The 24,880-nt window shown below is 65.3% G+C and carries 21 protein-coding genes; 7 read left to right on the top strand and 14 right to left on the bottom strand.

All coding sequences use genetic code 11. From position 1 onward, the window contains the following. The first annotated feature begins 68 nt into the window (after positions 1–68). A complete protein-coding gene (locus tag ACZLHH_RS09960; RefSeq protein WP_180844102.1) occupies positions 69–1,145 on the top strand; it encodes an MBL fold metallo-hydrolase in 1,077 nt (358 codons plus the stop codon). Positions 1,146–1,225: 80 nt separating this feature from the next. Here ACZLHH_RS09960 and ACZLHH_RS09955 read toward each other — a convergent pair whose 3' ends face one another. Next, entirely contained in the window at positions 1,226–1,525 is a 300-nt protein-coding gene (locus tag ACZLHH_RS09955; RefSeq protein WP_180844103.1) for a hypothetical protein, read from the bottom strand. Between the two features lie 195 nt (positions 1,526–1,720). On the opposite strand from ACZLHH_RS09955, the gene ACZLHH_RS09950 reads away from it, so the two are divergent. After that, entirely contained in the window at positions 1,721–4,840 is a 3,120-nt protein-coding gene (locus ACZLHH_RS09950) for a galactose-binding domain-containing protein (protein WP_180844104.1), read from the top strand. Positions 4,841–4,929: 89 nt separating this feature from the next. Here ACZLHH_RS09950 and ACZLHH_RS09945 read toward each other — a convergent pair whose 3' ends face one another. The 9 genes from ACZLHH_RS09945 to ACZLHH_RS09905 form a co-directional block, all read right to left on the bottom strand. Next, a complete protein-coding gene (locus ACZLHH_RS09945) occupies positions 4,930–5,904 on the bottom strand; it encodes an ABC transporter substrate-binding protein (protein WP_049399084.1) in 975 nt (324 codons plus the stop codon). A gap of 16 nt (positions 5,905–5,920) precedes the next feature. After that, positions 5,921–7,666 carry an amino acid ABC transporter permease/ATP-binding protein gene (locus ACZLHH_RS09940; RefSeq protein ID WP_180844105.1) on the bottom strand — a complete coding sequence of 582 codons (1,746 nt, stop codon included), beginning with the start codon at positions 7,664–7,666 and terminating at the stop codon, positions 5,921–5,923. Then, positions 7,663–8,214, bottom strand: coding sequence for a GNAT family N-acetyltransferase (locus tag ACZLHH_RS09935; protein ID WP_071228934.1), 552 nt, complete (start codon positions 8,212–8,214; stop codon positions 7,663–7,665). The genes ACZLHH_RS09940 and ACZLHH_RS09935 overlap by 4 nt, the downstream gene beginning before the upstream one ends. Next, entirely contained in the window at positions 8,211–9,431 is a 1,221-nt protein-coding gene (locus tag ACZLHH_RS09930; protein ID WP_180844106.1) for a M20 aminoacylase family protein, read from the bottom strand. The genes ACZLHH_RS09935 and ACZLHH_RS09930 overlap by 4 nt, the downstream gene beginning before the upstream one ends. Positions 9,432–9,435: 4 nt before the next feature. Then, positions 9,436–10,779, bottom strand: a complete 1,344-nt coding sequence (locus tag ACZLHH_RS09925; RefSeq protein ID WP_180844107.1) for an LLM class flavin-dependent oxidoreductase — start codon at positions 10,777–10,779, stop codon at positions 9,436–9,438. 18 nt (positions 10,780–10,797) lie between these two features. Next, positions 10,798–11,775: an MsnO8 family LLM class oxidoreductase gene (locus ACZLHH_RS09920; RefSeq protein ID WP_180844108.1), complete on the bottom strand. Its 978-nt coding sequence runs from the start codon at positions 11,773–11,775 to the stop codon at positions 10,798–10,800. Positions 11,776–11,789: 14 nt separating this feature from the next. Beyond that, positions 11,790–12,167 carry a DUF3088 family protein gene (locus ACZLHH_RS09915; RefSeq protein WP_219634855.1) on the bottom strand — a complete coding sequence of 126 codons (378 nt, stop codon included), beginning with the start codon at positions 12,165–12,167 and terminating at the stop codon, positions 11,790–11,792. A 142-nt stretch (positions 12,168–12,309) separates the two neighbouring features. Further along, the gene (gene msuE / locus ACZLHH_RS09910) at positions 12,310–12,897 is read right to left on the bottom strand and encodes an FMN reductase (RefSeq protein ID WP_180844110.1); all 588 of its coding nucleotides are present in this window, start codon (positions 12,895–12,897) and stop codon (positions 12,310–12,312) included. Positions 12,898–12,979: 82 nt separating this feature from the next. Further along, the gene (locus tag ACZLHH_RS09905; RefSeq protein WP_180844111.1) at positions 12,980–15,556 is read right to left on the bottom strand and encodes a TonB-dependent receptor plug domain-containing protein; all 2,577 of its coding nucleotides are present in this window, start codon (positions 15,554–15,556) and stop codon (positions 12,980–12,982) included. Positions 15,557–15,873: 317 nt separating this feature from the next. Between ACZLHH_RS09905 and ftrA the strand changes: the two genes are divergently transcribed. Together ftrA and ACZLHH_RS09895 are read left to right on the top strand one after the other, a co-directional pair. Continuing rightward, positions 15,874–16,875 (top strand): transcriptional regulator FtrA, encoded by a 1,002-nt coding sequence (gene ftrA, locus ACZLHH_RS09900; protein WP_180844112.1) that lies wholly within the window; start codon positions 15,874–15,876, stop codon positions 16,873–16,875. A gap of 52 nt (positions 16,876–16,927) precedes the next feature. After that, on the top strand, positions 16,928–18,199 hold the full coding sequence (locus tag ACZLHH_RS09895) for a hypothetical protein (RefSeq protein ID WP_478478780.1): 1,272 nt from the start codon (positions 16,928–16,930) through the stop codon (positions 18,197–18,199). Between the two features lie 43 nt (positions 18,200–18,242). Here the strand turns inward: ACZLHH_RS09895 and ACZLHH_RS09890 are convergent, their stop codons facing one another. Both ACZLHH_RS09890 and ACZLHH_RS09885 read right to left on the bottom strand, forming a co-directional pair. Further along, positions 18,243–20,012, bottom strand: coding sequence for an oleate hydratase (locus ACZLHH_RS09890; RefSeq protein WP_180844114.1), 1,770 nt, complete (start codon positions 20,010–20,012; stop codon positions 18,243–18,245). A 141-nt stretch (positions 20,013–20,153) separates the two neighbouring features. Further along, positions 20,154–20,678 (bottom strand): GNAT family N-acetyltransferase, encoded by a 525-nt coding sequence (locus tag ACZLHH_RS09885; RefSeq protein WP_180844115.1) that lies wholly within the window; start codon positions 20,676–20,678, stop codon positions 20,154–20,156. A 165-nt stretch (positions 20,679–20,843) separates the two neighbouring features. Between ACZLHH_RS09885 and ACZLHH_RS09880 the strand changes: the two genes are divergently transcribed. Genes ACZLHH_RS09880 through ACZLHH_RS09870 form a run of 3 tightly spaced genes read left to right on the top strand, consistent with a single transcriptional unit; the run spans position 20,844 to position 22,089 of the window. Then, positions 20,844–21,299: an SRPBCC family protein gene (locus tag ACZLHH_RS09880; protein ID WP_180844116.1), complete on the top strand. Its 456-nt coding sequence runs from the start codon at positions 20,844–20,846 to the stop codon at positions 21,297–21,299. Positions 21,300–21,310: 11 nt separating this feature from the next. Continuing rightward, positions 21,311–21,625, top strand: a complete 315-nt coding sequence (locus tag ACZLHH_RS09875) for an ArsR/SmtB family transcription factor (RefSeq protein ID WP_005416268.1) — start codon at positions 21,311–21,313, stop codon at positions 21,623–21,625. 2 nt (positions 21,626–21,627) lie between these two features. Continuing rightward, positions 21,628–22,089, top strand: coding sequence for an SRPBCC family protein (locus ACZLHH_RS09870; protein WP_180844117.1), 462 nt, complete (start codon positions 21,628–21,630; stop codon positions 22,087–22,089). Positions 22,090–22,343: 254 nt separating this feature from the next. Here the strand turns inward: ACZLHH_RS09870 and ACZLHH_RS09865 are convergent, their stop codons facing one another. Beyond that, positions 22,344–23,504 (bottom strand): hypothetical protein, encoded by a 1,161-nt coding sequence (locus tag ACZLHH_RS09865; protein ID WP_197610056.1) that lies wholly within the window; start codon positions 23,502–23,504, stop codon positions 22,344–22,346. Between the two features lie 269 nt (positions 23,505–23,773). Then, positions 23,774–24,556 carry a 3-hydroxybutyrate dehydrogenase gene (locus ACZLHH_RS09860; RefSeq protein WP_180844119.1) on the bottom strand — a complete coding sequence of 261 codons (783 nt, stop codon included), beginning with the start codon at positions 24,554–24,556 and terminating at the stop codon, positions 23,774–23,776. Positions 24,557–24,880 lie beyond the last annotated feature (324 nt).

Genomic DNA, 24,880 nt, shown 5'->3' with positions numbered 1-24,880 from the left:
TACACCCGGCAGTGTACTTTTGAAAAACACGAAACTACACTGTGCAGTGTACCCAGCGGACGTCACCCATGAAGCGCCTGCTCCTTGTCCTTTTGCTTGGAATCCTCGCCGTGACCGCCTACACCTTCTGCAAGTCCTGGTCCCTCCCCGACTTCCCCGATTCGCCGCAGTACCGCGACGGCAAGTTCCGCAATGCCCTGCCGCGTCCGGCGATGGGCCTGCGCGATGGCGCGGAGATCTGGTGGACGTTTCTGTTCAACAAGCCCAAGGGCACGGTGCCCGCCCACCCCATTCCGGTGCTGCCGCTGGACCGTGCAACCCTGGACGCCGCGCCTGATCGCAGCCTGTTCCGGCTCGGGCATTCCACGATCCTGCTGAAGCTGCGTGGCCAATACTGGCTGACCGATCCGGTGTTCTCCGAGCGCGCTTCGCCGGTACAGTGGCTGGGCCCGGCGCGCTTCCACGCACCGCCGATCAGCATCGACCAGCTGCCGCCGATCGCCGGCGTGATCCTCTCGCACAACCACTACGACCACCTCGACCATGCCGCGGTGATGCAGCTGGCCGGCAAGACCGCGCGCTTCATCGCCCCGCTTGGCGTGGGCGACCAGTTGATTGCGTGGGGCGTGGACGCCAGCAAGGTGGAACAGCTGGACTGGTGGCAATCGACCGAGGCCGGTGGCCTGCGCCTGACCGCCACCCCGGGCCAGCATTTCTCCGGCCGCGGTCTGGGCGACAGCGATCGCAGCCTGTGGGCGTCATGGGTGATCCAGGACGGCGACTTCCGCATCTTCTTCAGCGGCGACACCGGCTACTTCGACGGCTTCAAGTCCATCGGTGAGAAGTACGGCCCGTTCGACCTGACCATGATCGAAACCGGTGCCTACGACCCGCGCTGGGCCTTCGTGCACATGCAGCCCGAGCAGACCCTGCAGGCGCACCTGGACCTGCGCGGCAAGTGGCTGCTGCCGATCCACAACGGCACCTTCGATCTGGCGCTGCACGCATGGCAACAGCCGTTCGAACGCATCACCGCACTGGCCGCCGCAAAGAACGTGCCGGTGGCCACGCCGATGATGGGCGAAGCACTGGACATGCAGGCGCCGCAGGCGGGTACGCGCTGGTGGGAGACGGTGGAGCTGTAATGGGGGATGCCGCTTGACCTGCCGGAAGCCATGTAGAGCCGAGCCATGCTCGGCTGCTTCTGAGAAGTGCGCCGTGGACGTCAAACAAGCTCAGCTTTGGAGTCACCGCAATTGGAGACGCCGCCAGCATTGCTGACATCGACATGCACGGTTATCAATTCGGCTTCCGGTACCGCATTCTGGACCTGCACGCATGCGGCACGCGCGACATCGTCTGCGGCTGTGCCTTCTCGCTGGAATCGCAACGCCAACACGCCCGGCGAACCACTGCCCAGCAGCGCATCGTCGCACCCCACCTCTGCAAGACCTCGCTCAAATGCACTGAGATCTTTTCCGGTATCAGGCACTCGGTACATCAGCGTGAAACTGAACTCCGTCATCAATCCATTTCAGATCGGTGGTCGTTGCCAATCAGCATAGGGGCAAGCCTGCAGCCGTCCAGAGCCACATCCGTCAGCGCTCCCGCGATGGCAGCGCCAGCGCCCGGCGGCGCTGCAGTGCGTCATGTAACCGATTACATCCCTTGCTAGCGTAGCGCTCGCCCGATTCCGGTCGAACCTGCGAGGCTGTCCGTAATGACGTTGCGCGCCGAACGCTCCAAGGTCTCCCGCCCACCTGCCCCATGGCGACCCGCCGCCACTCTGATGCTCGCCGTCCTGGCATCCTCCGCGCAGGCACAGACATTGCCACCACGCAGCCAATGGCAGGCCAGCGCCTCCTCGCAGCAGGTACCGGCGATGGCGATCAGCCACCTGATCGACGGCGACCCCAGGACCGTCACCGGCGGTGCCTTCAGTCCGGGCCACTGGTTCCAGATCGACCTCGGCGCGCCAGCAATGCTGGCCGGCGCACGCCTCACCTGGGACGTCTCCAACCCGGAAGGCTATTCGCTGCAGACCTCGCTGGACGGCATGCAGTGGCAGACCGCGTACACCATGGCCGATTCGCTGGGCGACGTGGAAACGCTGTACTTCGCGCCACGCCAGGCGCGCTACCTGCGGTTGGCCAGCCCACAGCGCACCTCCGATTGGGGCGTGTCGATCTTCGAGATGGAGCCGCTGGACAGCACGCTCGGCGCACGCATCAGCGGTGTCGATGCAGCGCAGGCGGCAGCGCTCTGGCAAGGCGGTGGCACCGTCGCGGTTCCAGCCGGAAAAGGTGGATCCCATACGCTCGAGATCATGCTGCCTCGCACCCAGTCCACGGCCGGTCTCGCGGTCGACTGGGCCGATGGCGGGCGCGGCGCCGCCCGCTTGCAGGCGCAGGACGCACAGGGCCGATGGCAGGACCTCGCACACGATGCACAGGCGGCCAGCCATCGGCAGAGTTGGCTGGCCGCTGACACGGCACAACCTCTACATGCATTCCGCCTGAGCGTGGACGGCGCTGCCCCGCAGATCGCGCGCCTGCGCCTGCTCGGCCCGAAAGCGGTGATGACGCCGATGAAGCGTTACCAGATTGCCGCCAGCGGTGCGCAACGTGCGTTGTTCCCCGCCTCGCTGCAGATGCAGCAGACCTACTGGACCGCCGTGGGTGTGCACGCGGGTCGGCAGAAATCCATCTTCGACGAATACGGCAACCTGGAAGCGTTCAAGGGTGCGCCGCTGGTGCAGCCGATCTGGCGCAATGCCGATGGCAGCGCAGCCGGTGCCGCCGGGCAGAAGGTGCAGCACGCACTGCGCGACGGCTGGAAGCCGATGCCCTCCGCCACCTGGTCACCGCAACCCGGACTGGAACTGCGCAGTGAGGTGTTCGCCATCGAGCGCGATGGCCAACCGGTGACCTTTCTCCGCCATCGCCTGCGCAACTCCGGCACCACGGCGATCGACGGCACGCTGACCCTGGCGGTACGACCGATGCAGATGAACCCGCCGTGGCAGAACGGCGGGCTGTCGCCGATCCGCGAGGTGCGCATCGACGGACAGGCGGTGCGCATCAATGGCCGCACGCTGCTGCAGTCGCTCACGCCGGTGGCTGCGTCCGGCGTGGCGCCGTTCGGAAAGGACGGCACAACGGAGATCACCGCGGACATCGCTGCCGGCGAACTGCCTTCCTCGCAGCAGGCACGTGACGAGCAAGGACTGGCCGCAGCCGCATTGAGCTACCGGATCCGCCTCGCGCCCGGTGCCAGCGATGCGGTGGTCGTGGCGTTCCCACTCGGTACCGCCGCTGCCGATGCCAATGGCGTGCTGCCCGAGGCGCCTGCGCTTGACTTGGCCACGCTGCCCCGTGATGCCGATGCAGCGTTCGAGACGCTGGCCACGCAGGCGTCCGCAGATTGGCAGGCGCGGCTGGGCCAGGTCGGCCTGCGCCTGCCCGATCCCTCGCTGGTCGACATGCTGCGCGCGCAGGCTGCCTACATGCTGATCAACCAGACCGGCCCGGCCATGCAACCGGGGCCACGCAACTACAACCGTTCCTTCATCCGCGACGGCATGGCCACCTCGGCGGTGCTGCTGCGCATGGGCGAAGCCAAGGTCGCGCGCGACTACCTGGCGTGGTACAGCCAGCACGGCGTGCACGGCAGCGGACTGGTCTCGCCGATCCTCAACGACGATGGCAGCGTCAACACCGGCTTTGGTTCGGACATCGAGTACGACAGCCAGGGCCAGTATGTGGCACTGGTCGCCGATGTCGCCCGCCTCGATGGCGGTGCGGAGTCGGTGCGCGCGTACCTGCCGAAAGTGAAGGCGGCGCTGCGCTTCCTGCAGCAGCTGCGCGAGCGCACGCTGGTAGCGGGTTACATGGCTGACCAGCCAGCGCCGGAGCGCTTCGCGGGCATTCTTGCGCCGTCGATCAGCCACGAGGGCTACCCTTCGCCCACCCACAGCTATTGGGATGACTACTGGGGACTGAAGGGCTGGCACGACGGCGCGTGGCTGGCAGAGGCACTTGGCGACCATGAAACCGCCCGTTGGGCGCGCGAACAGTACAAGCTGCTGTACGACGCACTGCATGCCTCGATCCGGGCGACGATGGCGTGGAAGGGCATCGACTTCATTCCGTCCTCGGCGGATCTGGGCGATGGTGATCCCACCGGCGTTTCGATTGCATTGGACCCCACCGGTGCGCAGAGCGTGCTGCCGGCAGATGCATTGCGGACCACCTTCGCCCGCTATCTGGAGGACGTTCGCAATCGCAGCCAGCCCGGGGCGCTGTATGCCTACACCCCGTACGAGATCCGCAACGTGCTGAGCTATGTGCACCTGGGCCAGCCGCAGGCGGCCGACGAGCTGCTACAGGGACTGCTGCATGATCGGCGCCCGCTTGAGTGGCAGGTGCTGGCCGAAGTGGTGCATTCGCGGTTGCGCTTCCCGCGCTACCTCGGCGACATGCCGCATACCTGGATCGGTGCCGAATACGGCCGCACGCTGTTCGGCATGTTGATGCGCGAGGACGATGACGCGTTGTCATTGCTGCCGGGCACGCCGCCGTCTTGGGTGGCCGGGGATGGGTTGGCGGTGGAACGCCTGCCGATCGCGTATGGCACGCTGCAGATGCAGGCGCGGCAGCGCGACGGGCTGCTGACGGTCACGCTGGGCAAGGGCTTGCGCAGCGGGACGGCGGTGAAGGTCTGGTGGCCGGCGCGCACGATGCCGAAGACGGTGCGTGTGGATGGACGCGAGGCTACCGCGTTCGATGCGGAAAGCGTGCGCGTGGCGAAGCCGTTCAAGACGCTGGAGGCGCGTTGGTAGAGTCGAGCTTGCTCGACTGCATTTCGCCGATCACCATGCGCCAGTCGAGCAAGCTCGACTCTACAGGGGCGCGCCGGCCATGCCCGGCGTCAGAGCGTCGGCAATCCCGGCGGGTTGGTCTGCGACTGCGGCACGGCCTCCTCGGCCACATTCCACCGCTTCAGCGCCTGCGCATAGGTGCCACTGCCGATCTGGGTGTTCAGCGCCTGCGTCACCGCATCAGCCAGGCCGCTGCCCTTGCGCGTGGTCACCGAGATCGCCGCGGCGTTCGGCCAGCCCCCCGGGAACAGGCCCACACGCCGCACCTTGCCATCGCGCGCCGAATAGGCGCCGGTGGCGTTGGGCTCGAACGAGACATCGGCGCGCCCGGTGATCACTGCCAGCCGCCCAACCACGGCGTCATCGAAGTACTGGTACTCCACCGGCTTCAAGCCAGCGGCGATGTTCTGCTGGTCCCACTGCCGCAGGATCTGGTCCTGGTTGGTGCTGGCACCGACCACCACCTTCAGCCCGGCAACGTCGGCCGGCTTTTCGATCTTCTGGATCGGCCCATCAGTGCGCGTGTAAATTCCCAGCAGATCGTAACGGTAGCTGGAGAAATCGAACTTCTTCTTGCGCTCTTCCGTCACCGTCACGTTCGACAGCACCGCATCGTACTTGCCTGATTCCAGACCCAGCGGCCAGTCGGCCCACGCCACCGGCACGATCACCAGCTTCAGGCCCAGCCCATCGGCAATCAGCCGCGCGATGTCCGGCTCGATGCCGACCACGTCCTTGCTGTCGGTACCATAGTCGGCCAGCGGCAGCTGCCCCGGATGGGTGGCCACGGTGAACGTACCAGGCGTGACAAAGCGATAGTCGGCCGGAATCAACGCCTGCGCCTTCGGATCGAGCGTGCCCTTCAGGATGGCGGTGTTCGCACCCGCCAGGCTGGTTGCGGCCACGGTGCCGGCATCCGGTGCCTGACGCACGCGCGAATAGACGATGCCGGCGATGCCGATGACCAGCACGCCCACGATCAACAGGGTGCTGCGTGAGGGGCGACGCGGTGCTGCAGGGCTCATGGTCTTCCTTCCGGGGTTACAGGGTCTTGGCCAGGAAATCGGCGGTGCGTTGCTGGCGTGGGCGCTCGAACAGCGCCTCGGGCGTGCCCTGCTCGATCACCCGCCCCTGGTCCATCATCACCACGTGGTCGGCCACGCGGCGGGCGAAGCTCAGTTCGTGGGTGACAATCACCAGCGTGGTGCCGGAGCTTGCCAGCTCCTCGATCACGCTAAGCACTTCGGCTACCAGCTCCGGGTCCAGTGCCGAGGTCGGTTCATCGAACAGCAGCACCTTCGGTTGCAGCGCCAGTGCGCGGGCAATCGCGATGCGCTGCTGCTGGCCGCCGGACAGCTGGCGCGGGAAGGCATCGGCCTTGTCGGCCAGGCCGACCCGTTCCAGCAGCGTGCGCGCCTGCTGCTCGGCCTGCGCACGCGGCACGCCGCGCACCGCGATCGGCGCCTCGATGATGTTCTCCAGCGCGGTCAGGTGCGGGAACAGGTTGAAGCCCTGGAACACCATGCCCACTTCCGCACGACGGCGGCGGATCTCACGTTCGGGCAGCTCGTACAGGGTGTCGCCATCGCGGCGGTAGCCGATCAGCTGGCCGCCGACGGTTACGTAACCGCTGTCGGCACGTTCCAGGTGGTTGATCAGCCGCAGCAACGTGGACTTGCCAGCGCCGGACGGGCCGATCAGCACGGTCACGCTGCCAGCGCGCAGCTCCAGGTTCACGTCTTCCAGCACCGGCTGGTCGCCGAACACCTTGCCTACGCCATGCAGCGACACCGATGCCCCCTCGCCCGCTTCAACCTGCGCGGCGATGCACGGGCGATTGACCACGCGCGGTGCAGCCTCACCTGTGGCGCGCCTCGGTGACGAGACACGCGATACCGAACGCTCGCGCTGCAGTTGGCCGCGCGCAAAGCGCTGCTCCACGCGCCGCTGCAGCAGCGACAGCACGGTCAGGATCACCAGGTACCAGACCGTGGCCACCATCAGCAGCGGCACCACTTCCAGGTTGCGCCGGTAGATCACCTGCACGGTGTAGAACAGCTCCGGCAGCGCCAGCACGTAGACCACCGAGGTGCTCTTGGCCAGGCCGATCACATCGTTGAACGCGGCCGGCAGGATCGAACGCATCGCCTGCGGCAGGATGATGCGGCGCACCTGGCGACCACGCGGCAGGCCAAGCGCGGCCGCAGCCTCGTACTGGCCGTGATCGACCGACAGAATGCCGCCACGGATCACCTCGGCCGAGAACGCGGCCTGGTTCAAGGTCAGGCCCAGCACTGCGGCGGTGAACACACCGATCAGCTGCGTGGTCGGGTACGAGAACAGGCTGATGCCGGTGAACGGCACGCCCAGCTCGATGGTGCTGTACAGGTAGCCCAGGTTGTTCAACAACAACAACAGCACCAGCAGCGGGATCGAACGGAACAGCCACACATAGCCCCACGACACCGCCGACAGCAGCGGCGAACCGGACACGCGGGCCAACGCCAGCAGGGTGCCCAGCGCGAAACCGAGGCCGGTACCGAGTGCGGTCAGCAGCAGCGTACGGCCCAGGCCTTCCAGCACCGGGCGTGCGAAGAACCACTCGGCGAAGGTGCCCCAGCCCCAGCGCGGATTGCCCAACACCGATTGCAGCCCGATCAGGATCAGCGCCAACGCGAGGAGGGTTCCGACCACCTGCAGCGGATGCCGGGCCGGCACGATCTTCAACGCCGGGGTGGGCGCCGGGCGTGTGGCAATGCCATCCAGCGCAGTCGAAGGCGTGCTCATGCGTGGGCTCCGTGCAGCTCGGTCTGTGATGGCACGGCGGCTGGCGCCGATACGCCCAGGTGCTTCTCGAACGGCAAGTGGGCGATGGATTCCGGATCGGCCTCCAGATCGAACAGCGCGGTGTAGCCGTGGCTGAGGTACAGGCCGACGGCTTCAGGCTGGCGGAAGCCGGTGGTCAGGAACACCCGTCGGTAACCCTGGCGCGCCGCCTGGTCCTCCAGTTCCTGCAGTACACGCCGCGCGATGCCCTGGCGGCGCAGGCCCGGCAGCGTCCAGATGCGCTTGAACTCGGCGGTGTCCGGATCGCGGTGCGGCATGAAGGCACCGCCGGAGATCGCCACACCATCGCGCAGCAGCAACACGAACGCGCCAACCGGGGCAGCAAAGGCCTGCGCCGGGTAGCGCTGCAGCTCCTCGCGGGCGCTGCCACCGATGCGGCGGCGCACGTCGGCATAGCGGCTGTCGTACTCCTGTTCCAGTCCATCGAACAGTGGACGGGCCAGTGGATCGTCCACCGAGGTGTAGAGGAAGCGTTCGTTGCTGCTCATGCCACGTCCTTCACCAGATAGTCTTCAGCCAGCCGCGCCCACAGGCTGGCAGCGGGCGCGATGGCGGCGTCGTTGAACACATAGCGCGGGCTGTGCAGCGGTGCGCTGTCGCCGTTGCCGACGAACACGAAACTGCCCGGCCGCGCCTGCAGCAGGAAGGCGAAATCCTCGCTGGCCGTGCGTGGCGCGAACTCCGGTACCAGCTGCTCGCTGCCGAAGCCCTGTACGGCCACCTCACGGATGTAGGCGGTCTGCTCAGGGTGGTTGATCACGCTCGGGAAGCCACGCGGGAACTCGATCTCCGCGCGCGCGCCGAACGCGGCGGCGGTCTGCTCGGCGATCTCGGTGACCCGGCGCCGCAACGTGTCGCGCACTTCCGGCAGGTAGGCGCGCACGGTCAGCTTCAGCTCGACCACGTCTGGAATCACATTGGCGGCCTGCCCGCCGTGAATCGAACCGACGGTGACCACGCCCATCTGCCGTGGATCCACATTGCGCGAGACAACGCTCTGCAGCGCGGTAACGATGTGCGCTGCTGCAAGGATCGGGTCGACGCTGCCCTGCGGCTCGGCGCCGTGACCGCCCTTGCCGATCACCTTCAGCCGCGCCCAGTCCACCGACGCCATCGCCGGACCGTCGACGAAGCCGAAGTGCCCCACCGGCACGCCCGGCCAGTTGTGCAGCCCATAGATCGCATCCACCGGGAAGCGTTCGAACAGGCCGTCGGCAATCATCTTCGAGGCCCCCGAACCGGTTTCCTCGGCCGGCTGGAACACCAGCTGCAGGGTGCCGTCGATGCGGCCGTGATGGGCCAGGTAGTGCGCCGCGGACAGCAGGATGGCGGTATGCCCATCGTGGCCGCAGGCATGCATCAGCCCCTCGTTCTGGCTGGCGTAGGCCAGGCCGGAATCCTCATGGATCGGCAGTGCATCGATGTCGGCACGCAGGCCGAGGCGTCGGCTGCCCTGCCCGCGCTGCAGCGTGCCGACCACGCCGGTGCCACCGAGACCGGTGGTGACCTCATAGCCCCATTGCTGCAGCAGCTCAGCCACGCGTGCGCTGGTGCGGTGCTCCTCGAAAGCCAGCTCCGGGTGCCGATGCAGGTCATGGCGGATCGCGATGGCCGCCTCGCCGCGTGCCGCGATTTCAGGCAGCACGCCAGTCGTTGGGGAATTCCGCCGGGCATGGCCCGGTGCTGCTGCCGATTCTCCGCTCATCGCCCTACCCCACCTTCCGCGCCGGTTCGGCATCGGTCGCATGGCGGCTGGCCTTGTACGGCAGGCCCAGATGCGCGCGCAGGGTCTGTCCTTCCAGCTCGCGCTGGTGGTAGCCGCGCGCTTGCAGGATTGGCAGCACCTGGGTCACGAAATCGTCCAGGCCTTCGCGCTGTGCGGCGAATCCAAGAATGAAACCGTCGCTGGCACCGGCATCGAACCAGCGGATCAGCTCATCGGCCACGTGCTCCGGCGTGCCGATGAAGTTCGGTCGTGGGCTCACGGCTTCCAGTGCCACCTGGCGCAGGCTCAGGCCCTTCTCACGCGCATCCTGCTTGATGCGGTCGGTGGTGGAACGGAACGAATTGCTGCCGATGTCACCCAGCTCCGGGAACGGCGCGTCTGGATCGTACTGGCTGAAATCGTGATGGTCGAAGAAGCGCCCCAGGTACGCCAGCGCATCCTCCAGCGTGGCCAGTGCGGCGATCGCCTGGTACTTGGCTTCAGCCTCCTCCGCGGTGCGGCCGACGATGGGGCCGATGCCCGGGAAGATCTTCACGTCATTGCCGCTGCGGCCGTGGGCGATCGCCGAGTTCTTCACCTTCTGGGTGAACGCGCGGGTCTCCTCCAGCGATGGCGAATGGGTGAACACCGCATCGGCGTACTTGCCGGCCAGCGCGATGCCATCGTCGGACGAACCTGCCTGGAAGATCACCGGCTGGCCCTGGGGCGAGCGCTGGATGTTGAGCGGCCCCTCCACCTGGAAGAAGCGTCCCTTGTGGTCGAGCCGACGGAACTTATCCGGTGCGAAGAACGTGCCGCTGTCGCGCTCACGCACGAAGGCATCGTCGTCCCAGGAATCCCACAGCCCTTGCACTATGTCCAGGTACTCGTCGGCGATCTGGTAGCGCAGCGCGTGCTCCGGATGCGGCCGGCCGTAGTTGCGGCCCGAGCCCTCCAGTGGCGAGGTCACTACGTTCCAACCGGCACGCCCGCCGCTGAGCAGGTCCAGCGAAGCGAACTGCCGGGCCACGGTGAACGGGTCGCTGTAGGAGGTCGACAGCGTGCCCGCCAGGCCGATCTTCTTCGTCGCCGTGGCCAGCGCCGACAGCAGCGAGATCGGCTCGAAGCGGTTGAGGAAATGCGGAATCGACTTCTCGTTGATGTATAGGCCGTCGGCTACGAAGCCGAAGGCGATGCCGTTGTCCTCGGCGGTGCGCGCGATGTCGATGTAGAACTGCAGGTTGACGCTGGCATCGGCCGGATTGGAGGGATGCTTCCAGGCATGCATGTGGCTGCCAGGGCCCTGCAGCATGATGCCGAACGGAATGTGGCGCGGGGTCGTGCTCATGGGAATCGCTCCTGAAGGTCAGGCCACCGCCGCGCGCGGCGCGGGCGACAGCAGTTCAAGGGATGTCAGGCGTGCGTCGAGGTCGGCCACCGGCGCATCGAGGATGAACTCGCCCACACCGAAGCGCCGGTGCAGTGCGTCCAGTTCGTCACGCACGTGCTGCGCATCACCGGACAACACGCTGGGGCGCGTTTCCTCGATGCGGAAGTCGGCTACGCCCACCTGGCGCGCATACTCGGCAGCTGCTTCGGGGCTGGGCAGGTTCACCGTCTGCCCGGGACCAAGATGCAGCTTGTAGACCCGCAACGCGCCGACGTGCCGGGCAGCGGCCTCGGCAGTTGGTGCGGCAAACGCCACCGTGGCCAGCAGCGGTGGCTGCGAGGAGACGCTGTGATAGGCGTCGAACGCAGCTTCGATGTGCTTCGGGTCACCATCGAAATGCGCGGCATAGACAAAGCGCCAGCCCAGCTCGGCCGCCTGCTGCGCGCTCTGGGGGCTGGCACCGAGCAGGAAGCGCTCCGGCGCCTGCTGCGGCACCGGTCGGGCCAGCGCCTCGGTGTCTGCCCCCGACAGATAGCCTTCCAGGTCGCGCAGCTGCTGGTCGAAGTCGGCGAACGCCGGACGCCCGGCCGCCAGCGCCGCGGTCGAGGCCGGCAGGCCACCGGGGGCCTTGCCCACACCCAGATCCACACGCCCGGGCGCCAGCGCCGACAGCAGGTTGAAGTTCTCCGCCACCTTGTACGGCGCGTAGTGGCGCAGCATCACCCCACCACTGCCGATGCGGATGCGCCGGGTCTGCGCCAGCACCCACGCAGCCAGCACTTCCGGTGCAGGGCTGGCCAGCGTCGGCGCAGCGTGGTGCTCGGCAAACCAGTAGCGGTGGTAGCCCAGCTGCTCGGCGCGCTGCGCCAGCTGCAGGCTGTTGCGCAGCGCCTGCTCCGGCGAGGCACCTTCGGCCACCGGGCTCTTGTCCAGCACGCTGATCTGATAGCTCATGGTCACGTCCTCGCTCAGGGGTGGGCCACGGGAATGCCGAGCAAGCCGTTCAACGCGGCCAGGATCGGCTCGGCGCCGGAGACGTACTGGCGATCCTGGTGCGCGCCACTGGCGAGCTCGCTGTGCACGCCCTGCGGCAGCACCAGCTTCGGCAGCGACTGGTCCTGCTCGCCGATCTCGGCAATCACCTCGCGGCGCGGCCGCGCGAAACCGATGCGGCGCACGTCCAGCTGCGCGTCAAGGCCATCGATGCTCGACAGCGCGCCCTCCAGCAACAGGCTGTGCCGGCAGAAAAAGCGCTGGCCGGGAATCTGGCCGTCCTCGAACTCACGGTCGAGCAGGAACAGGATGGGTTTGCTTGCTGCGTCGAAAGTCACAGGGGTCGTCCTCATCGGGGCCGGCAATGCGATGCCGCTTCGATATCGATGCTAGAGATGCCAGCAGCCGCAGCAGCGACGGCTGGCGACAATCGGCGGTCAGATCCGGCCACGCAGATGCGGCGTAGCCATAAGCAAAGCGCCGCCGGTTATGGCGTCAGGCAATACGTCGCAGCGGCGCCGCTACCGTCAGCGCCTGCGCCTGCGTGGCCAAGTGCCCGGCCGCACGCTCGGTCGCCAGTTCGATGCGCGCCTGCAGGGCCGCGCTGCTGATGTGCTCGCCTTCGAAGTCGGCGGACGTGGCATACACCCCGATCGGCAGCGTGTGCGCCTGCAGGAAACTGAACAACGGCCGCAGCTGGTGGTCGATCACCAGCGCATGTCGCTCGCTGCCGCCGGTGGCTGCCAGCAGTACCGGCGTATCCACCAGCGCCTCCAGCTCGATGAAGTCGACCAGGTGCTTGAACAACCCGGGATACGAGCCGCGATACACCGGCGCGGCCACCACCAGCAGCTCCGCCGCCTCGATGGTCTGCAGTGCCTGTTCCACCGCCGGCTCCACCTCACCGCGCGACAGCGACTGACCCAGCGCGCGCGCGATCGTCGCCAGCTCCACCAGTTCAACGCTGGCGTGCACCCGCTGCTGCAGCGAGTCCAGCAGATGCCGTACCAGCAACAACGTGCGCGACGTCGCCGAGCTGGTCGGTGACCCCACCAATGCAACCACCCTCAATGCAGAAGACATGAACTGCTCCCGTGTAGAGCCGAGCCATGCTCGGCTGCCCTTCGCTTTTGTAGAGTCGAGCCATGCTCGACTGCTTCCCACCTCAGAACCGGTAACTGACCCGGCCAAACCAATACGCCCCCACATTGCTCAGCACATCGCCGCTGTCCCACGTGGTCTCGATACTCGCCACATCGGTGGCACTGCGCGCATACTCCGGCACCTTGCGGGTGCGCTTGTCGAACACGTTGTTGATGCCCAGCGCCGCACTCCAGCCCGCACCCAGCTCCACGCCACCGGACAGGTTGGTCACCAGCACCGGCGGCTGCCTGTACTCCACGCCGTTGTTCAGGCGCTTGATCGGGCCGTAGTAGGTGAAGTCCAGATTCGAGCGCCAGCGCCCGTTCTGCCAGCCCAGCCCCGCCACCTGCGTGTAGCTGGGCGTGCGGAAGCGCAGCGCATACTCGCTGGATCTGGTCAGCAGGTTGATGTTCGGCAGGCCCTGCAGCGCCGCCGGAATGCCACTGACTTTCTGGATGGTGGTGCGGCCGACGTTGGCCGCGTAACTCCAGCGCAGCTTGCCCCACTCGGTTTCCTGGTTCGCCTCCAGGGTCAACTCCACACCGTGTGTACGGGTATTGCCCACGTTGGTGAAGTAGCTGGCGTAGAACGCATCACCCGGCAGGATGCTGATGCCGGCCGAACCCAGCAGCGCATCGATGGTGTTCTTCTGCGCCGCACTCAGCACCGTGCCGCTGTTGTCGGTGACGCGCGCCGGATCCTGCGCGTTGTAGCCGATCTGGCTGGACTGGCCGAGCTGGCCGCGGATGTCGATCTGATAGGCATCCACCGCCAGATGGAACGCCGGGCTCGGGTCCCAGGTCACGCCCAGGCTGTAGTTGGTGGCCTTTTCCGGCTTCAGCGGTGTGGCACCCAACGCAATCGCCGCGGGCGAAGACACCTGCGCCACCAGCGTGGTCCCGCACGGGCAACTGCCGGTGGCCTGGTAGAACTGCGCACCCAGACTGGGCGCGTGGAAGCCATTGCTGACCGTGGCACGCACACCCAGCGCGTCGGTGAAGTCGAAGCGCGTGGTCAGGCGGCCGGTAGAGACACTGCCGAAATCGGAATGGTCTTCCCAGCGCGCGGCCGCATCCAGGTACCAGCGTGAGGTGATATTGGTGGCCGCACCCACGTACACCGCCTTGCTGTTGCGGGTCGCCTTCACCGCGTCGGCAGTTGAATAGCCGACGAAGGCTGCAGCGCCGAAGCCGGTATACGACTCCCACTGCCCTGCTCCACGCTCGTACTGTTCGCGCTGATACTCGGCGCCCGCGCTCACCTCCAGCGGCGAAGCAAATGCCGCCACCTCGAAGCCGCGGCGCAGGTCCAGGTTGGCGATGCCCTGCTGGTAGTCCAGCTTGCCGTCATAGAAGTCGGTGGGTGAACCGGGATACGGCAGCGAGTAGTTCACCGAGTTACGCGTATAGGTGCGCACGGTGCTGCGGTTGCCGGTCAGGCTGGCGTCGTAGTCCCAACCCGCGATCTGGCCTTTTACCCCGGCCGTACCGGTGTACTGCTTTTCCTTGGTTTCCAGCACCGGCAGGAAGCCATCGGGAAACACGCTCAGAATGCCGGGAGCCCTGTAAGTGGTGAAGATGGTCGCCGGCAGACGGAAATTCTGGATCGCCTGTGCGGTGCGATCGCTGGCCGTGGCATTGGCGTAGAACTGCGCGCTCTCGCCCAGGCCATGGCCCACGTTCACCGCGAAGGCCTTCAGCGCATACGACGGCGAGCTGAGGATGGTGTTGGCCTCGGCATCGCGGTTGGCCTCGGCCGGGTTCGGCGCAGCACCCGCTGGCAAACGATTGTTCGGCCGCAGCGCCACCAGATTGCCGCTGCCATCCACGGCGGGGTAGCTCAGGTAGCCGTCGATGTAGCGACGGGTACGGATCGCATGATGCTGGCGGGTGGTCTCGCCGGACAGGTTGATGAAGCCATCCTGGCCCCAAGGCAGGCCGACGTTGGCGCGCACGCTGGTTCGCGAACCATCACCATCGGTGCTCTGCCCGCTCTCCACCGACACATCACCACCGTGCGCCTGCGACTTCAGGATCACGTTGACCACGCCGGTGATCGCGTCCGAGCCGTAGATGGCGGAGGCACCATCACGCAGCACTTCCACATGGTCGATGGCCGAGACCGGAATCAGCGCCAGGTCTGCCCACGCATGGCCGGGGAAGCCGCCCCCATTGGCACCGCTCACATAGGCACTGGCATTGCGGCGCTTGCCGTTGACCAGCACCAGCGTGTAGCCCGGCGACAGATTGCGCAGCTGGTAGCCGCGGATCAGGCTTTCCTGGTCGCTCTGGTAGCCGCCGATCTGGCTCAGCGACGGCAGGCTGCGCTGCAGCGCTTCCAGCAGGTTGCCCTGGCCGGTGGCGGCAAGGTCTTCGGCGGAAATCACATCGATGGGCGTGGAGCTGTTCTTCACCGTGCGCGTGCTGGTGCGTGAACCGGTCACCACCACCGCATCCAGCGTGGATGCAGCAACGTTGGCCGTCGCCGCGGTGGTGGCAGGATCCGCATCGGCTTCCGCGGCATGGCTGGGCGTAGCAGCGAGGGCGGCAGCGATCAGGACAGCGAGAGTACTCAGGGCTGGGGCGTAGGCGGCAGGCATGGGGGCTCGTGGGGGTGGGCCGAAAACACGCTTCCATTCAAGGGCCTGTTCACCCGCGACGACAGGCGGGATCGCGTCACCCAACCGTCATATCCGGCCACCCACATGACCGCTGGTAATGACGTTAGGCGGCCTGAACACACGGGGTCGGATCCCTTTCCAAAGGAAAGGGCTCTGACCCCAGGCACGCAGCCCTCCACGGGGTCAGAGCCCTTCCTGCGGAAGGGATCCGACCCCGGCCTCCATATGCCCGCCCGGCATCACCTCATGCCCTCGCACCACTCTGCGCCACGCACCACCACCCGTAGCATCAGGCCATGCACAGCCCTTCCGCCGATCCCGCCGCACCACTCGTCGCCATCGTCGCTTGCCACGGCCAGGGGCTGTTCGAGTTCGGCTGTGCGGTCGGCCTGTTCGCACCGATACGGCCTGAACTGGGCGTGGCCTGGTACCGCACCCAGCTGTGCGCGGGCGAACCCGGAGCGCTGCGCATGCTCGGCAGCACCCAGGTGCAGCTGCCCTACGATCTCAGCAGCGTCGATGACGCCGACATCATCGTCATCCCCGGTTGGCGCGAGCCCAGCGAACGTCCGCCGCAGGCCCTGCTCGATGCACTGATCCGCGCCCATGCACGCGGCACACGCATCGCGTCGATCTGCTCCGGCGCGTTCGTGCTGGCCTGGGCCGGGCTGCTCGACGGCCGCCAGGCCACCACTCACTGGCGCCTCACCGAAGCGCTGGCACGCGACTTCCCACGCATCGACGTGCGCGAGGATGTGCTGTACGTGGACACCGGCAGCATCATCACCTCGGCCGGCTCGGCCACGGGCATGGACATGATGCTGCACATGGTGCGCAAGGATTACGGCGCGCGCGTGGCTAATCTGGTGGCCGAGCGATTGGTGTTGGCACCTTGGCGTGATGCCGGGCGCAGCCAGCGCGTCAGCCGGGCCATCCCCAACGGCGAGCCCACGCGGTTGGCGAAGCTGATGGAGTGGATGCGCCGCAACCTGCGCGAGCCACACTCACTTGGCAGCCTCGCCGAGCAGGCCGCACTCAGCCAGCGCACCCTGCAACGGCAGTTCCTGGAAGCCACCGGCCTGTCGCCCATCGATTGGCTGATCCGCGAGCGTGTGGCCTTCGCGCGTGAGCTGCTGGAAACCACCGACCGGCCACTGCAGTGGATTGCCGAGCAGGCCGGCTTTGGTTCGCAGGAGTCGTTCCGTCGGCACTTCCGTGGCCAGGTCGATGCCAGCCCCACCGAGTACCGCAGCCAGCATCGCAACGGCATCGGTGCCGACCGCCTGGTTGGCTGCTGAGCGCCCTCGTTCCCAACTTTCCACGCCATCACCACCACTGCACTATAGGGGCATGCCCCGCACTGCCGACGGACCGGTGATGACCGACAGCCCCTACAGGACCTACCGCGTCGGAATCGGCGTATCGCTGCTGTTGGCGGCACTGATCGCCACGCTCTCGTTGATTGCCGTGGCCAGCCCCAACCTGGGTTGGGGCGTCGTGGCGCTGGCCACCATCGCGATCTGGGTCGGCGTCCCGTTGCTGCTGGTCCTGCTGCTGGTGTGGCTGCGCTACATGGTGCGGCAGCGCGGGCGCATGCCCGGCCGTGTACACGCGTTGATGTTCGCGCCGACCACCGCGGCCCTGCTCATCGTCCCCGTGTTGCTCTCCCTGCAACGCAGTTGGGACAGCGTTGCCGGTGGCTCGCGTGCGCCCATCGCGGAGATGCATATCAACCTCAGCGGGCACCCCCTGTGGCTGGATAACTCACCGTACGCGTCCACCGGCTCCGGCGCTGGTCCGGATCTACCCATGCAGGGCGAAACGCCCCAGCGCTTCCTGGCCTTCCACCGCTACCCCAACCCGCAGTCCGATGCAGACAGGGCCTTCCCGTATGAACAAGCGCGCCTGAAGCCCTCCGTCGACCACTACCGCTACGCCACACCGTCTGGAGATCGCGCCGTCACCGATGTGCCGCTGGTCCGTCGGACCTACCCTGACCTTGCGCCATTCAACGCGGCCTGGCGACGCGCGGGTACACCCGAGCTCGTGCATATCTACTACCACTACAGCGATCACGTAGAGGTCGCGCCCGCGCTCGCACGCCTCAGTGGCTTCTCCACCGATGATCTGGAGCGCAGCCGCTTCGAAGGCCTGACGCTGTTCAAGATCCACAACTACGGCAGTGCGCCCATCCTGCGGATGGAAATCAATGGCCTCACACTGGACATCGGCGACGGGGCCATCGCGAACATCCCGGAAGCGCCCCGGGATTGCACGGCCTACGGCTACCCGGTCAGCCCCGCGCTGTTGCCGCTCAACCTGCCCCTGCAGGTACGCTGGCAGACTGCAGACGCGCCGACGCGGTGGCACAGCGCGCGCGTGCAGGTGCCCGCGTTCCGGCAGCCGCAGCCACTGCAGGGACAATCCACATTGCAGCGCGTCCTGCTTTACATGCTGCCCGATGACGCGCTGGCCGCCGAACGCTACGCCGAAGTGTTTGACGGCGATTCGCGGCGCGGCATCAAGGCCACTGGCCTGCCAGCCAGCGCTGCCACCTACGCGGTGTGTGGCAGCGCCAGGGCAACCTATGGCGAAGGAGCGGGAACCGTGCTGGCCGACTGATCCGCGGCGTTGCCGGCGCGCTCCCCTCCACACTGACGCGCGCTCAGTCCTCCTGTACCAGCTTGAACTCGCGCAGCAGACCACCGATCTGGGTCTTGTCCAGCCTGTTCATCAGCAGGTTACGCAGGAACGCCGGGCCGGGAATATCCAGTTCCTTGCCATCGCGCAGCCGACCGGTCGCCGCCAGCAGCGAGCGCACGTCATAGGTGGAATTGAACACCTCGGGCACACCGCGTTCGATCCCCAGCAGGGTGTACACCGCTTCCATCGGTGTGCGCACCGAATACTCAGTGGTGAAGATGCAGTCGCGCTGCTTCGATTCGGCAAACTGTCCGATGAAGGCGAAGTTCACCGCACCCTCCGGCACCACGTCCGGGCGATCACCGGCCTGGCGCGGCATGAAGAACGCGGTGATGTACGGCATCATCACCGGCACCGTCTTCGCGCCGGTCGCGGCCAATTCGTCGATCTCCTCCACCGGCACGCCCAGGTGGTACAGCCACTCGCGGGTGATCTCTTCGCCGGTGCAGTCCTGCATCGGCTTCTTCACGTAGTCTCCAGGCGTATCCACGAACAGCGAATACACCCAGACCACGATCTGATCCTTGGGCTGGTTCTTGAAATGCGGCTGGCGGTTCACCGTCCAGCTCATCAACCAGCGCGAGTCACGCACACTGACGATGCCGCCGGTCACCACCTTGCCACTGAACGGGTCGCGCTTGGCGATCTTCTGGATGTAGGCCGGAATGCGTGCATCCAGCGTGGTCACCGTCGCCGACTCCCACTTGGTCTGCGGAATGTGCGCGCCGAATACATCCGGGCGGCCAAAGGCCTCATCCTTCGCGGCAATGCGGCGCCACAGGTCCCAGGCGGGCGCCGGCCCCTCGTTCAAACGCGCAGCCGTCTGATGATCGCCGTTGTCCGAATTCTCGGTCAACGAACCGATCGTCATGAACACAAGGTCATCCGCGCTCAGATCCACGCCACCCGCCACGCCCTCGCGCGTCCAGTGGATACGGGTGGCCTGCTTGCGGCCGGCCGCCAGATCGAAGGCAACGTCGGTCACCTCGGTGCCGTACTGGAACACCACGCCCTGGTCCTGCAGCCACTTCACCAGCGGCAGCACCAGCGATTCGTACTGGTTGTACTTGGTGAACTTCAGCGCCGAGAAATCCGGCAGGCCGCCGATATGGTGGATGAAGCGATGCAGGTACAGCTTCATCTCCAGCGCCGAATGCCATTCCTCGAAGGCGAACATGGTGCGCCAGTACAGCCAGAAATTGCTGTCCAGGAAGTCGCGGCCCAGAACCTCGTCGATGCGCTTGTTCTCCATCTCCTGCCGGGTGGCCAGGAACAGCGCGATGATGTCCTTCTGCGCCTGCTCGCTCAGCGTGAACAGGCCGTCGGTGTGCGCATCTTCGCCGCGATTGATCGTGGCACGCTGCAGCGAATAGTTCGGATCATCCTTGTTCAACCAGTAGAACTCGTCCAACACACTGGCATCCTCGATCTCCAGCGACGGAATCGAGCGGAACAGATCCCACAGGCACTCGAAGTGGTCTTCCATCTCGCGGCCGCCGCGGATCACGAAGCCCTTCTCCGGCACCTTCAGGCCATCCAGCGCGCCGCCGGGAATCTGCTGCTGCTCGAGAATGGTGATGCGCTCACCGGCCATGCGGCCGTCGCGCACCAGGAACGCGGCGCCGGCCAGCGAGGCCAGGCCCGAACCGACGAACCAAGCCCGCTTGCCATCGACACCGGCGGGCTTGCGCGGGCGCGCGAAGGCTTCGTAGTTGCCACTGCTGTAGTACATGCGTTGCTCCTTCCTGGAGGGGGTCATCAGGAACCCGCAGTGGAATGACACAGCCATTCCATGCAGGTCATGCCCCTACTCTAGCGCCGAACCGATGTACCGTTTCCTGCACACAGGCTGCGACCGAGTGACGCAGCCACGTCAGAGCTGTCGCCCCAGCAGCATGCCCGGCCAGCCATCCACAATGAACGGCGCGATGCGCGTGTAGCCGCAGGTCTCATAGAAGCGCACCAGATCACCGTTGCCACCGCCGTAGCAGTCCACACGCAGATGGTCGAGCCCGGCAGCGCGCGCCTGCTCATCGGCAAAGGCCATCAGGCGCCGGCCGATGCCACGCACGCGCGCATCACGCGATGCCACCAGTACCCGTACATACAGTTCCGGGCCGGTGGGCGCAGGCACATAGGGCATCGACTCGCCCAGCGCCAGGAACGCGCGCACGTCACCCTGCTCGTTCTGCGCCACCCATGCACCCGGCAGCGCGCACGCATCGGTCACCTGGGTGATCCGGCGCAGCATCGTGGACCACGGTTCGCTGCCCCACTGCTGCAGGTTGCCGATCGACACGAACCATTCGATGACTTCGTCGAAGAGCATCAGCACCGCAGGGGCATCGTCTACGTTGGCGCGGCGGATGTTCAAGATTTCCTTTCCAGCTTCAGTCATGCCTGCACTCCTTGACGTCCCGTAGATCCAGTAGTGCCAGGCCATGCCTGGCAGGTGCCCAGTGTATTGATCCAGCCCCCCGTCCACCGGATTTGACATGCAGGCATTTACCTGCCTATAGTCCACCCAAGGACGGCGCCTGTCCGCCCAAGTGAGGAACCTGCAATGGTCGATATCGCACACAGGGTCGGCATCAAGGCCCATGCAAGCCAAGTGTACGAGGCCTTGGCAACCCCCGAAGGCGTCGCCGCCTGGTGGGCTGAAGACACCCACGGCGACCGCGAAACCGGAGGCTCGGTCAACGTGCGCTTCACCGCCAATGGCCAGGAAATCGGTGCCATGGAAATGAAACTTGAGCAGCTTGTTCCAGGCGAGCTCGTGCTCTGGCAGTTCGTCGCCGGCCCTGCCGAATGGATCGGCACCCACGCGCGCTTCGTGCTGAAACAGGAAAGCGACTACTGCATCGTGCTGTTCACCCATGAAGGCTGGAAAGAGCGCGTCGAGTTCACCTCCCACTGCAGCACCAAGTGGGCGGTGTTCCTGCTCAGCCTCAAGGCGCTGGTGGAATCCGGCAAGGGCCAGCCCAACCCACACGACATCAGGATCGACAACTGGAACTGAAGACGCCCCGCATGAATGCAGACAAGGTGTTCAAGGCACTGGCCGACCCCACGCGCAGGACGCTGCTGGATCTGCTCTGCGAAGACAACGGGCAGACGCTCGGCCAGCTGTGCGAGCACCTGGACATGGCCCGGCAATCGGTCACCCAGCACCTGGGCCTGCTGGAAGACGCCAACCTGATCAGCACCGTGCGCCGTGGCCGCGAGAAGCTGCACTTCATCAACCCGGTGCCGCTGCACGAGGTGTACGAACGCTGGGTACGCAAGTTCGAGCAACAGCGCCTGAGCCTGCTGCATGACCTGAAACGAGAACTGGAAGGAGAATGACGATGTCCGCAGAGTCCACCCGCTTCATCCACGTGATCTACATCGCCTCCACGCCGCAGAAGGTGTTCGAGGCCATCACCCGCCCCGAGATCGCCAGCCGCTACTGGGGCCACGAAAACGTCTCGGACTGGAAACCCGGCTCGCGCTGGCAGCATGTGCGCGCCAACGAAACGCGCTCGGTCGAGCTGGTCGGCGAAGTGGTGGAAAGCACCCCACCCTCGCGGCTGGTCATCACCTGGGCCGCCGCCTCGCAGGCAGAGAACCCGGATGCCTACAGCCGCGTCACCTTCGACATCGTGCCCTACCAGGACATGGTGCGGCTGACGGTTACCCACGACGAGCTTGAACCCGGCAGTGGCATGGATACCGGCATCCGCCAGGGCTGGCCGATCGTGCTGTCGAGCCTGAAGTCGTTGTTGGAGACGGGCAAGGGGTTGGATGTGTTTGCGAAGCCGACAGGTTGAGCCTGCAGCGCTACGCTGCCACCGCCGCCCCCGTCTCCGCCCATTTCGGCATTCCTTCCCGCAGAGAACCATGTCTACCGGCATCTGCGGCGCTGCGACCGACGCAGTACAGGGCGTGGCGGAGAGCAGCTTCCAGACCAGATCGCTGCTGCTTATGCGTTTGCATCTGCTCAGCTGTTGGCCAAGCACACTCAACAGGGTCGCGGAGATGGCTTTGTCGTTGCCAGAGTTCAACCTCGCTGCGAGCAAGCCATCTAGCCTACACCCTGTGGCGCTTGATAAAACTCCCCACCCTTCAGGTAGGGCACGAAAAAATATTTGTAAACGGCCGAACTGTTGTATTCGTCCGGCTCAAAGCCAAACAGACGTGCAGATGACATATGCGGCTGCACCAGCGCCTCATCCTTGGCATACATCGAAGTGGCAAACAGAGACTTCCTCACCACATCCCTGGTCTTCACCGAGCTAATCAGAGCCGAAGGGGGCTTTACTTGCTGATGGGCCTTGAAGGAATGAAAGAACATCAAATCCTCACGCAAGGTTATTTGATAAATTGCAGCCACGCCGACGGATTCAATTATATCAACATCAATGGTATCGGTATTTTTTCTAGTGGGGATTTTTTTTCTCATTCTCAACCGCACCCAGGATTCCTCTGGAGTGCTCACCTCGCCGCCATTGACGGAAACCCCGTAACTACTCCTCATGGTGACACTCTGGCACTGGATTTCCCCGTCCCCAGAAGATGCTTCGCCGCGGAGATCAGAGAAGTCGAGGTCCCCAGAGCCAATTGTTGCGTCTACTGAAATGGGCAAAGTGCTGTCACCAAAGCAGAGTTCACTCAGCACACCGTACCAGGGCTGGCTATAGGGCAGCAGCATCGAATCATTGATGACGATTATGTAATGCGCGCCGTCTGGCACATGCCCGGCAGCCTTGTGACGCTCAAACTGGTCCAGCTTGCCCCTGATAGCCGATGTGACCGACAGCAATCGCTCACGGAAAACCGCATCACGATCTTCCGGCTCCAACCTTCTCTGCTCAATGAGATTTCTGACGTCGGATTGTGGCGTTGGAGTGACCACCTCGAAACAGAACGTCTCCCCATTGCTCATTGCAATAAAGTCAGGCCCGGCATCATCGCTCCTGATCTCATCGAAACCCATTCCGAGAAGCTGATAGTAGAACAGCATTTCGGCCATCCTCTGGGAATATATGCCGACATCATCGTGCATGACTTGCGCATTGAACTGAGTATCCTTCAACTCCGAAAATCTCAAGAAGATAGATTCCAGGCCTTGAAGTATGCAGTCAATGACCAACTCCATACGCTGACCACATTCCGGCGACTTCTGGAAGAAGTAGTCAAACCTCTTGGTCAGGATCTTCCGCCATTTGGCGCGAAGATGAGCCATGCACCTATCGTTGTCCCTGTTCTTTCTTGCAGACCCACGGTTGCCAGGAATTTTCACTTCATTGCTTGACATGACGATCGGGCTCGCGAATCCAGATTGTTGATATGGCATACAGGATTGGAAAAAAGCTACTGCTCTGTAGCATGCGAACACTGACCTCATGCCTGCAAGCACGGGGCAAGCGCACCGGCACGTCACCTGGGCACGTCAGAGTTTGGTGGACACTCACTCAGGAAACACGCAGTTGCCGCAGTTGAAATCTCAGCCCGCTAGCGCGCCGTCCAGCCCCCATCCACCGGCAGCGCCGTGCCAGTGATCTGCGCCGCAGCGTCCGAAGCCAGGAACACCACCATCTCCCCCAGCTGCTCGGGCGTCACGAACTGCAACGAAGGCTGCTTCTCGGTCAGCAGCGCGCGGGCGGCGGTCTCCTGATCTGTGCCCTCGCGCTCGGCCAACGCGGTGATCTGCTGCTCGACCAGCGCCGTTCGCACCCAGCCCGGGCAGATGGCATTGGCGGTGATGCCGGTGCCCGCATTCTCCAGCGCGGTCACCTTGGTGAACCCGACCACGCCATGCTTGGCCGCCACATAGGCCGACTTGTTCACCGAACCCACCAGCCCATGCACCGAGGCGATGTTGATGATGCGGCCGGCACCCTGCTGCTTCATGTGCGGCAAGGCCGCCGCCGTGGCATGGAATACGGCCGAGAGATTCAGCGCGAGGATCGCATCCCACTTCTCGACGGGGAATTCCTCGATCGACGCGGTGTGCTGGATGCCCGCGTTGTTCACCAGGATGTCGATGCGTCCCATCGTCGCAACGGCGCGATCGATCATGCCGCGCACTGCCTCGCCACGGGAAAGATCGGCCCCATCGTGCACCACCCGTACGCCGAACTCGGTTTCCAGTTCGGTACGGATGCGTTCGATCTCCGCCGCATCGCCAAAGCCGTTCAGCACGATATCGGCACCTTGCCGCGCCAACGCGGTGGCGATGCCAAGACCGATACCGCCGGTGGAGCCGGTGACCACCGCAACCTTTCCAGAGAACATGGGCGAGCTTCCATCGGGCGTAGGTGGTCAGTGTAGCTTCACCGGCGCCCCCTTTAAGCGACGCTACCTTGGTCAATCAACGGTTAGAACGCGTTCGGTACCCGCCGAGGGAAGTATCCAGCGTTCATTCAAAACGGACGGTACACCTCAGAGGGGGCGCAGCCGTGGCTTGCTGGCGATACTGTCCGACTCCCACAAGGGCAATGCATCCATGCTTTGCCCGGCGGATCGAACACGTCCGAAAATAGCTTCTGCGGCCGTTCTACTCCCCCCACCTCCAACCGGGCGGAGCGCCTTTCATCCAGCAGATAAGGACAAGGACCA

The sequence above is a fragment of the Stenotrophomonas sp. 28608_Sma genome (genome assembly GCF_056486185.1).
This window is presented reverse-complemented; position numbering and strand designations above follow the sequence as displayed.

Bases quoted from the DNA above. Each gene is read 5' to 3' on its own strand.
- ACZLHH_RS09925 (WP_180844107.1), bottom strand. From the start codon at position 10,779: ATGAGCACGACCCCGCGCCACATTCCGTTCGGCATCATGCTGCAGGGC.
- ACZLHH_RS09875 (WP_005416268.1), top strand. From the start codon at position 21,311: ATGAATGCAGACAAGGTGTTCAAGGCACTGGCCGACCCCACGCGCAGG.
- ACZLHH_RS09955 (WP_180844103.1), bottom strand. From the start codon at position 1,525: ATGACGGAGTTCAGTTTCACGCTGATGTACCGAGTGCCTGATACCGGA.
- ACZLHH_RS09865 (WP_197610056.1), bottom strand. From the start codon at position 23,504: ATGGCTCATCTTCGCGCCAAATGGCGGAAGATCCTGACCAAGAGGTTT.
- ACZLHH_RS09905 (WP_180844111.1), bottom strand. From the start codon at position 15,556: ATGCCTGCCGCCTACGCCCCAGCCCTGAGTACTCTCGCTGTCCTGATC.
- ACZLHH_RS09890 (WP_180844114.1), bottom strand. From the start codon at position 20,012: ATGTACTACAGCAGTGGCAACTACGAAGCCTTCGCGCGCCCGCGCAAG.
- ACZLHH_RS09920 (WP_180844108.1), bottom strand. From the start codon at position 11,775: ATGAGCTATCAGATCAGCGTGCTGGACAAGAGCCCGGTGGCCGAAGGT.
- ACZLHH_RS09930 (WP_180844106.1), bottom strand. From the start codon at position 9,431: ATGAGCGGAGAATCGGCAGCAGCACCGGGCCATGCCCGGCGGAATTCC.
- ACZLHH_RS09860 (WP_180844119.1), bottom strand. From the start codon at position 24,556: ATGTTCTCTGGAAAGGTTGCGGTGGTCACCGGCTCCACCGGCGGTATC.
- ACZLHH_RS09870 (WP_180844117.1), top strand. From the start codon at position 21,628: ATGTCCGCAGAGTCCACCCGCTTCATCCACGTGATCTACATCGCCTCC.
- ftrA (WP_180844112.1), top strand. From the start codon at position 15,874: ATGCACAGCCCTTCCGCCGATCCCGCCGCACCACTCGTCGCCATCGTC.
- ACZLHH_RS09915 (WP_219634855.1), bottom strand. From the start codon at position 12,167: ATGAGGACGACCCCTGTGACTTTCGACGCAGCAAGCAAACCCATCCTG.
- ACZLHH_RS09935 (WP_071228934.1), bottom strand. From the start codon at position 8,214: ATGAGCAGCAACGAACGCTTCCTCTACACCTCGGTGGACGATCCACTG.
- ACZLHH_RS09945 (WP_049399084.1), bottom strand. From the start codon at position 5,904: ATGAGCCCTGCAGCACCGCGTCGCCCCTCACGCAGCACCCTGTTGATC.
- ACZLHH_RS09940 (WP_180844105.1), bottom strand. From the start codon at position 7,666: ATGAGCACGCCTTCGACTGCGCTGGATGGCATTGCCACACGCCCGGCG.
- ACZLHH_RS09880 (WP_180844116.1), top strand. From the start codon at position 20,844: ATGGTCGATATCGCACACAGGGTCGGCATCAAGGCCCATGCAAGCCAA.
- ACZLHH_RS09885 (WP_180844115.1), bottom strand. From the start codon at position 20,678: ATGACTGAAGCTGGAAAGGAAATCTTGAACATCCGCCGCGCCAACGTA.
- msuE (WP_180844110.1), bottom strand. From the start codon at position 12,897: ATGTCTTCTGCATTGAGGGTGGTTGCATTGGTGGGGTCACCGACCAGC.
- ACZLHH_RS09895 (WP_478478780.1), top strand. From the start codon at position 16,928: ATGCCCCGCACTGCCGACGGACCGGTGATGACCGACAGCCCCTACAGG.
- ACZLHH_RS09960 (WP_180844102.1), top strand. From the start codon at position 69: ATGAAGCGCCTGCTCCTTGTCCTTTTGCTTGGAATCCTCGCCGTGACC.
- ACZLHH_RS09950 (WP_180844104.1), top strand. From the start codon at position 1,721: ATGACGTTGCGCGCCGAACGCTCCAAGGTCTCCCGCCCACCTGCCCCA.